Origin of the sequence: Prevotella sp. CAG:255 (assembly GCF_000431195.1) — a bacterium.
Lineage (GTDB): Bacteria > Bacteroidota > Bacteroidia > Bacteroidales > Bacteroidaceae > Prevotella > Prevotella rara.
This window is the reverse complement of record NZ_HF986820.1, coordinates 151572-160523: the sequence shown is the minus strand read 5'-3', so window position 1 is coordinate 160523 and position 8952 is coordinate 151572. Positions and strand designations below refer to the sequence as shown.

The following is an 8952-nucleotide window of genomic DNA, read 5'->3' as shown; positions in this document are numbered from 1 at the left end:
TTCCGCCCCCAAACGGATCACAGAGGAGTACCAAACGGTACTCCTTTTTTATTGCATATACTCCATCGTCTAATCGTGCAGAAAAACCTACGATGCAGCTAAGCCAAAACAACAGAAAAGCAACTGACTTTTTTACACAGGGCGCCGGCATACCTTCAAGGCACGTCTCAAAAAAATCATTAAGCATAATGCCGTTCAACCGGCAACTTTATCAGCATGAGCAACTCTGACGCGGCATGGATATGCACAATGACATAACCTCAGCACGCATGGCCGGCACAGACTCCCCTATGCTGCATGCCCACTCGAAGCATTTCTGCGCCTTCTGACGGCCTTTCCGTCAGGCAACGGCATATCAGTCACATAAGCCTTATGCAGGCCCTTAAACGCGAATCTGCCATCAGCCCGCAGATAGCGTTATCTGTTTTGTGCGTCCATGCTTTCAGCCCGTCGTCTTGTTTACATTGCCGTTTGCTCATGTTCTCGGCATGCCTCATCAGAATCATGGCGGACAGATGAAACTCCCGAAAACAAAAAATCCCATTCACTGCCAAAAAGACAGCAAATGGGATTGAACACAAAACTTTCAATTAGAAAACGAGGATGTGTACGAAGAGGGGCTATAGAAACAGACAAACTCATACCAGACTTGACACTGTATGCCCGAAAACACATTCAGGCAGCAGAGCAAATCCGACTGCAATAAAATGAGCTAACCAGCCCTGACTCCTTGCCACACCCTCGCGCCACTACGTTGCTGACGCAGGTACGCATCGCAACAAGTCAGACAGATATATTTACTTTGTCTTGGTGATTACGGCACGGCTCATGCGCGGGTCGTCATAGAACATATTGTCCACACCGCCCTTATAGTCAATATGGAGCTGTGACTTGCTAATGCCAAACTCTTTTACCAGGCAGTTATATACAGCCTCAGCACGCTTCTTGCTCAGACGCTCGTTGCCGGCCTTTGTTCCGGTTCCGGCATCAGCATATCCGGTGATGGTGTAAACCGTTGAAGGATCGCCCTGCTTGATTACCTCTGCAAGCATGCCGAGGTTTACGCGAGCCTGATTAGACAAGGTGCTCTTGCCTATCGGGAACACGATGAGGTTAGCAGATGTTATCTGCTTAACTATGGTCTCAGCCTTCTCCTTGTCGTTCTGGTTGAGAGCTTCCTGCAGACGTGCGTTCTCCTCGCTCATGCGGTTGAGCTGTTCGCGCATGGCGTTGATTTCGTCGTTGTTATACACAGTGCGTGTAACGACCTTGCTGCGCTCCCAGCCGCGCGGATTAAACTTATAGGTAAGACCAACTGCAACGGTGAACATACCTTCGCCGCCACGGCCTCCGCCCTCGCCGTCGAACTCATCGTTAACCAGCGTTCCGCGCAGGTCAAGGTTGAGGTCCAGAGCTGAACACAGACGGAAGGTGTTAAGAAGACCGAAGTGTGCTGATATGTCTGTGGCTGACGGCTCTTCTGACACGTGCATCACGCCGAGACCTCCGTAAGCGCTGAGGTTATACAGACGCTTCTCATTGTAGCCACATATCATGTTAGAGAGATTGAACAGCACATCAGCATGGAAGTTGAAGTAATTAAACTTCTGCTTCTCCAGCCAATAGCCGTTGCCTCCCTTTCCGGGCACATCCTCACCGGTGCTGTGAGCCAAAGAGCCCTTCTGTGTGGCACCCTTAACCGAAAGGCCGCTATACATAAGCCTTACGCCTATGCTCGGCGAGAACCACTTGCCAACAGCTACATCGAGAGCCGGCGAAATTCGGTCGCCAAACGAAGCCTGACGGTCATGGTCGCCAAAGTAGACCTGGCCACCAGCGCCAACACTGACAAACCAGTTGCTCCAGAAGCCGTTTGTCTCCACTTTATATTTACTTGAGCTGTATTCCACATATTCTGTGGAACTGGTCTTTTGTTCAGCCTGGGCAAAGGCTGAACCTGCAGCCAATACTACAATGGCTGCCGCGATTGTTCTTTTAATCATATTATGAATTTTTATTCGTTAGATATTTTCATTAGTCTGCGTCTGTCACGAAACTTCCACTTATTATCTGTGCGTTCATCCAGTTCAGACGGTCTGTATATGCCTTCTTCATCGACTGTATTGCCTGGTCGAAGGTCATATCCTCATCACCATTGAACGCAGCGCCACACTCGTTTTTCAGAGTGCGTGTGGTAGGCCACATTGCCGAGTTGAACTTATCTGAAAGACGATTCTGAAGTGCCAGCCGGTCTATCTCTGCCACTACAGCCTGCAGAGCTGCATAAACAGCCGTCCAGCGCGCCTGTAAGCTACTTCTGAACGTCGGGTCTTTAAACAGAAGCGGATACCACATATAGGGCTTGTCGTTGACATAATCAGGATTTCCCCATGGCCACTGTTTTTCGGCCAACGCCGAAGCTCCATACAGCCACTCGTCCGTGTTACGGCAGTCGTAAGTTCCGCCGTAGGCACGCACCTGATCCGGAATGATAAACGTCTGCCAGTCAAAGTCCCACACCGGGCCTGCTGTCAGCTTATCCTCGCCGTCGATGTACATATATACGCTCTTAGGATGCTTGTATTCATCGTTGAACGTAAGTTCCTGCACAAAGAAATAGTCAATGACGGAGTTGATGTCCAGCTGCTTGTAGGCTTCAGAGTAGTTGCCGTTTTCCAGATTCTGCTCAATTGCCTCAATCTTATCTTTTATGGCATTAAACAGCGTTCCGTTTTCCGGCACTTCATCCTTAAACATGACAGGAAGTCCGCGGTCTGTACGGAAACAGTTGACCTCATCCATCGCGTCGTCGAACTCAAGCAGATAACCGCAGTCGGCAACAGAAGGATTGGAGTTGCCACCGTCCACAACGTCCTCATAGCAGTCCTTGATGTTCACGCGGTCGGCATCAATCTTCACTTTCTCACACAGGAAATAGTTTCCCACATGACGTCCGTTGATAACCAGTTCCACATTCACACCATTAGGACTCCATCCCAAGCCGTCAGTATGTGCGCCGGCCGTGCGATGAGCTATGTCGAGAGCAACTGCATTGCGCAGCGAAGTGCGGTCCATCCAGTTGGCAAGCAGCTCCCAGCGCTTGTCGGTAGGCAGTCCTTGTATACCTACTTTCTTGTCGAATTTAAGCGCAAAGGGAAGTTTCGGGAAGTTCTGCGTGGAGTTACCGCGAAGGCGCGAACTGCATAAAGCAGTTTCCACATCTACCGTTCCATCTGCATTGTAGAGCGTAAAATGGTCGTTTCCGCCCCAGTCTTCATCCTTGCCGCGCACATTTATGCCGGCCTCATCCCAATAGACGCTGCCGCCTTCCTGCTCAAGCACAGCCACCGGCAACCCGGTGTTTGTAACCTCAACAACATAGGCGCGGTCTTCCTCGCCGTTAGACACGACATATGTCACCGGCTTGCTGAAGTCCTGCTCGTCGGCTCCGCTCGTCTGTGCTTTTCCGTCCACTGTTACGGTCATGCCTTCAGGTATGGTGAACGTGGGCTTCAGCTTGAAGTCAAACAGATAAGGTATGCAGCCGGTAACGCTGTCAGTACCTACCGTCATCACCTCTGCCGTATTATCCACAGGCTGTGTCTTTCCGTTCTCATACACCAGTTTGGTGCCAAGAATTTTGCCTTCGTTGGCACTTACATCGAATGAGAAACTCTTGAACACAGGACGCTTGGTTACAACCATATCAGAATAGTTGGCAAGCGTCAGCGGGAACGTGTAGCATGTGTTAGCAGCGAAGTCTGCAAGCGAACGGCGGGTGAACTCTGCCTTGTACTGATGTGTCAGAATGGTTATTTTTATATCGTCGTTCTGATGTATGTCAGGGGCACAGGTCATATATCCCGTCAACTCCTGTCCTCTCGTAAGCGCCGGAGCATCGCTCCATTTCATGGTCAGCCGGTTCACCTCGTCGGCAGCACCGGTCCATGTCACAGCCTTCGAAGCTGCGTCGAACGTAAACTCGCCGCCGAGCCTGCGCCCGTCGGGCAAGGTCAGGATGATGCTTTCAAGATTATCGCCTTCGAGAAGAGTACCCGTGGCGTTGATGCTGAACCTGATAAGGGAAAACAGATGCTCGAACGAGAACTCATATTGTCCGCCATCAGCTGATGAAAACGTTGACTTGCCTACTTTATAGTCGGCCTCTAACGTTCCGTCGGCCATGTTGTATGCCTGAACAAGCTTCAGGTTTCCTTTAATAGCCGAGACATCCGACGAAGAGTTGCCTTCGTCATAGGGATAGTAGGCGTAAGAGGGAGATTCGCCCTGCTTCAGATTGCCTGCAAAGACGGCTTCAGGCGCGGCACTCGTATTTGAAGATACGAACAAGGCGTTTGCCGTTCCGGCGCTTCCATACACGCCGATACGGTCGCCCGGAGACCACAATATGCCCACCGAACCGTCTGTCGTAACTCCGTCAACACAAGTACGCGTAGGTGTTGAGCCGCTCATGCGTGCAAGAATCTTAACGTTGCCGGCAGCGTCTCCGCCGAGCAAAGACTCGTCCTGGCATGAAGCAAAGCAGGCTAACGCAATTACTAATGCCGCGTATTTTCGTATAGGATAACTCATTTATCTTATATGATACATTTTTCAACAATGAACTTTCGCTGAGTCTTTCAGCGAAAGTTTCATTGTCAAATAGTGATTACTTATCCCAACCAACGGCATTTCCGCCATTTGAATAAGTGGCATTGTAATTTGATGAAGGCGTTGTGCTTGAGCCTTTCTTACGCAACGCAAACTTAAAGTTGTTGTCGATAAGGGTCTGTATCAGCCAGTCGCTCTTGTATTCAGCACCTGATAAAGCCTGTTTGTCGGCAAAGTTCATGAAGATAATACCAAGTCCGGCATTTTCTTCACGGTTTTGCAACTCATCAACTCCCATCTGGTTCATATCAATAGCCAAAGCCTGAATACCTGTACCTCTGCCATTTATATCGGCATTGTCAGAATAGTATCCTCCAAGATCGTTCATAAACCATGTCTTATGAGATGTGTCATTATGATACAAATCAACACTCTTCGTAAACAAGTTCTTGATAAAGGTCTCTTTTTCTGCACGAGTTGCCTCCTGACCAGTACCAACACTTGTTACCTCCTGATAATACCATCTCAACTTAGCGTCAGAGTTCTCATACCACATTGGTTTACCCCAATCCATAGGCATACCGCCGTATGTATCCTGATAATAGGCCCCGTTATAAATCTTAGGACCATAAGCAGATCCCCAATAGGTGAACATTATTGGAGCTGTGGCTGATCCATAATTACTAATCATATTCTGCGAGTTATAATTAGCCTTTAATATGATTTTACCTTTCACATCATCAATCGTTGTTTCCGGGGTTATCTCACCTGTATAAATACGATTTGCTGCATCACCCGCTATGCTATTTACTTCATCACGCAGACTATTAATCCAATATTGCTCTGGATCCGCAGGATCACGATCATATACAAATCCCAAGCCATAATGTCCTGTTCCTAAATCATAATCTCCAGTAGTATAAGTCAACATTACAAAAGCAAACTCATTTTCTTTTCCAGCTTTTTCACTTGCATCCAAGTAAGATGCTATTTCTGAAATAGCTGTTTTTAACTCCATTACCGGTTTGTCTTTATTTTCAGAAACGACCCAAAATCCGCCAGGAGTCCAATTGTTGCCATTAGGATTACCCAAAATATCTGTGTGAGAATTTTCACCTTTTGTAGCAGTCTGCAAAATAAATGCACGAACACCATCCGTGAACTGTTGTGCAATCGATGCATTCTGATAAACCCTGCTTGCGCCATTATCGCTTGTCAAAACAGAGAACTTACTTCCAGGTATAGAAAGCTCTGACACATAGATATCTGGGTCAAGTGAACTCATCCAATAGTTTGTGCCTCCGATTGTCAATGGAGGAAGAATAACACGGTTGATTTTATGCGGAGTAACATCCGCTTGCTGCAAAGTCTTCCTGCAAGGAGCACCATTCAGCAAAGATACCGTAACACGAAGAGTACGCTTAGTTACAGTATTTTTGTCTTGTGGAATGATATAGGCTTTTACGTTAAGAAGTTCATTTGGACCAAGCTGAATGAACTTCTTGGTTTTCTTATCATAGCAAGGAATAGAAATACGTCCACGTTCCTCGTTGAAATCACCAACCGGATCACAGGTTCCTATTACTCCGGTCTCCGTATTTCTGATATTACATGTAAAGTCACCCGTAAGAATAGGCTCTTCACCTTCAATCGCATCCACATTAATATTGGTAATTGTAGCAGTACCAGACGATGGACCCTGCACTGTGATATCAAGCACTGTTACCAAATTATGGAATTGCAAATCTATGAATTGCCCATCCTTTACCTGCGAAGGTGTTACGGCATTATAAGCATACATATAGGCATAATCCATATCCGGAAGTCCGAAATAAACGGTTCTACCATTAAATTCTGTGTCAGAACTTTCAAATTTGCCTTGTCTCCATTCCTGTACCTGCTGTGTAACAGGAATATTAGCAGTAATCTTTCCCGTCTGATCCTCTTCAGCAGAACCCTTCACAGCACTTGCCGGATAGAAAGCATAAAATCTGTGCTCAGTATCAACATCTCCCCATTGCAGACCGGCTTCACTTGGGTTCACTTTTGCAACACTTGCAGCTGTTGCATGGTCTGTTTCGTCGGGCGTTATCTTGTAATTTACAAGATGATTGGCTGGCTGAGATGCCTGATTACAGAAAATAGCAATTGTATCGCTGCCATCAGCTTCCCAATATACAGGAACTCCTTTCTCATTACGGTCTCCATAAACAGTTCGGGTTCCCGGCTTTGCCTCAATCACATCTGCATCACCAACTAATTTAGACCCGAACATAATCTCCTCACCCGACTTAACGGGATTTTTAACGGTATTGTCCAGATTTTCATCTGCACAACCGCTAAGCATAGCCGTAAGTGCTATGCCTGCTATTAAAAATATGTTCTTCTTCATAATTTAAATTTTTAATTATTAATCCCAAGTACTTCCTGAATAATCACCTTCCCAAGGGCTATCCGGGTTAGCAAATCCGTGTTCTTCAATGGTAACGCCCTCAGCGTTTTCGGTTCCATCTTCAAACACAGAAGCCGACATAAACCCGTTTTCCAGGTTTACCTGAGTCTTCCGGGTTGACGGAGACTCATACTTTTCTTTCTGTTCTTTTTTCATTGCAATAAAATTTTTAATAATTAAACTATAGTTTTAAGATCTCATTTTTTCTTTTTTCCATGCTTGCCGTAACCATAACCGTAGCCATAGCCGTATCCGTAACCATAGCCATAACCGCGACGGTCAGGATCTACGCCGTTGAGCACCAAGGCCATGTTCTTGAGTTTCTTGTCCTCATAGAGAGCCTCGATGTCAGGAAGCTGTCTGCGGTCGAGTTTGCCGGCACGCACAACAAAGATTGTCAGGTCGGCTATACGGTTGACGATGCTTGCGTCGGCAATGATGCCCATAGGCACGTTGTCGGCAATGATTATGTCATAACGCTTACGCAGCTCTGCCATCATCTGGTCGAGACGCTCGTCCATAAGCAGCTCGGCAGGGTTTGGAGCAATTTCGCCTGAAGGAATAAGGTCGAAAGAGTCTTGATGGCGTATGATGTCGTCCAACGCCACTGTCGGGTCAGCCAGATAATTGGTAACACCATTACGATGGTCACCAAAATGGCAGCTCAGCGTGGCCTTACGTATATCGAGGTCGACCATCACCACCTTTTTCTTTGCAAAGACAAAACTCATGGCAAGGTTACAAGAGATGAACGTCTTGCCGGCACCTTCGTTAAACGAGGTAAAGGTGATGACCTGAGTCGGGTGGTCTTTCTTCGACATGAACGACATATTGGTACGCAAAATGCGGAAAGCTTCTGACACGACGCTGTCGTCATCGGGCTTTATCAGCTGATAACCGTGCTGACTGCGGTCTGTCTCCTTGTCCATCGGTATCTCACCGAGGAAAGGCACGCTAATAACCTTTTCAACATCCTTACGTCCGTGAACGCGTGTGTCCATAAAGAGCACGAGCAGGCAGCCTACGCCGGGAAGAGCTATACCGACGAGCAGTCCAAGCAGGATGATGCGGTTGCGCTGCGGAGCTATAGGCGCGCCGCTGCCGTCGGCGCTGTCGATGACGCGCGCATTGTTGTCGGCCATAGCCTGAGAGAGAGCATTCTCCTCGCGCTTGTTCAGCAAGAACAGATACAGGGCTTCCTTGATTTTCTGCTGACGCTCGATAGAAAGGATCTGACGTTCCTTACGCGGAATAGACGTTACGCGGTTCTGTGCCCTCATCTCGCGGTTTTGGGCATCGTTGCGTTTCACGTTCAGGCTTACAATCATATTGTCAACGGCACGTATGATGTTCTGCTTCATCGCACGCAACGAGTTGTTCAGCTCCTGCACCACCGGGTTGTTCTCGCTGCTGTCGTCTATAAGCCTGTCGCGCTTAAGTTTAGTGTTATTATATAAGCTTATCTGATTTTCGATATTCATGTCTCCGATACCGGTGTTAGCCGGGATAAGGTCGGTTTCCTTGGTAGGATTGGTCAGATAGTCCTTGATAAAGTGAGCAAGACGCAACTGCGTTTCTAGTTCCAGAGCATCGGCATTGTATTTCTGCGACTCGTTCATATACATATTTGCCGAAGACGAGATATCTATCACCTGGTTGCGCTGCTTGTACGACTCGAGGCTTGACTCAACGTTGCCGAGTTCGTTCTCGATGATGATCAGACGCTCACTGATAAAGTTGGCGGTGTTTACAGCCACCTGGTTTTTGTCCTTGATTGCCTCTTCATTGTAAACCGTGATAAGCATGTTCAGCACATCCTCTGCACGTGTGGCCGAATTGTCCTTCAGCGAGAGTGTGAGTATAGACGATTCTTCATCTTCCTGCTGAAT

6 protein-coding genes are annotated in these 8952 nt (G+C 47.6%); 1 reads left to right on the top strand and 5 read right to left on the bottom strand.

Annotated features, from left to right (window positions below; genetic code table 11):
• Positions 1 to 230 (top strand): hypothetical protein (locus QVO66_RS09730; protein WP_288172786.1); only part of this gene is annotated, 230 nt, incomplete at its 5' end.
• Between the two features lie 567 nt (positions 231 to 797).
• Here QVO66_RS09730 and QVO66_RS09725 read toward each other — a convergent pair.
• The 5 genes from QVO66_RS09725 to QVO66_RS09705 form a co-directional block, all read right to left on the bottom strand.
• A complete protein-coding gene (locus QVO66_RS09725; protein WP_021855298.1) occupies positions 798 to 2003 on the bottom strand; it encodes an OmpA family protein in 1206 nt (401 codons plus the stop codon).
• A 31-nt stretch (positions 2004 to 2034) separates the two neighbouring features.
• The gene (locus tag QVO66_RS09720) at positions 2035 to 4593 is read right to left on the bottom strand and encodes a CotH kinase family protein (protein WP_021855297.1); all 2559 of its coding nucleotides are present in this window, start codon (positions 4591 to 4593) and stop codon (positions 2035 to 2037) included.
• Positions 4594 to 4669: 76 nt separating this feature from the next.
• A complete protein-coding gene (locus QVO66_RS09715) occupies positions 4670 to 7003 on the bottom strand; it encodes a hypothetical protein (RefSeq protein ID WP_021855296.1) in 2334 nt (777 codons plus the stop codon).
• Positions 7004 to 7021: 18 nt separating this feature from the next.
• A complete protein-coding gene (locus QVO66_RS09710; protein WP_021855295.1) occupies positions 7022 to 7219 on the bottom strand; it encodes a hypothetical protein in 198 nt (65 codons plus the stop codon).
• Positions 7220 to 7260: 41 nt separating this feature from the next.
• Positions 7261 to 8952 (bottom strand): GumC family protein (locus QVO66_RS09705; protein WP_288172785.1); only part of this gene is annotated, 1692 nt, incomplete at its 5' end.

Bases quoted from the DNA above. Each gene is read 5' to 3' on its own strand.
- QVO66_RS09725 (WP_021855298.1), bottom strand. From the start codon at position 2,003: ATGATTAAAAGAACAATCGCGGCAGCCATTGTAGTATTGGCTGCAGGT.
- QVO66_RS09720 (WP_021855297.1), bottom strand. From the start codon at position 4,593: ATGAGTTATCCTATACGAAAATACGCGGCATTAGTAATTGCGTTAGCC.
- QVO66_RS09715 (WP_021855296.1), bottom strand. From the start codon at position 7,003: ATGAAGAAGAACATATTTTTAATAGCAGGCATAGCACTTACGGCTATG.
- QVO66_RS09710 (WP_021855295.1), bottom strand. From the start codon at position 7,219: ATGAAAAAAGAACAGAAAGAAAAGTATGAGTCTCCGTCAACCCGGAAG.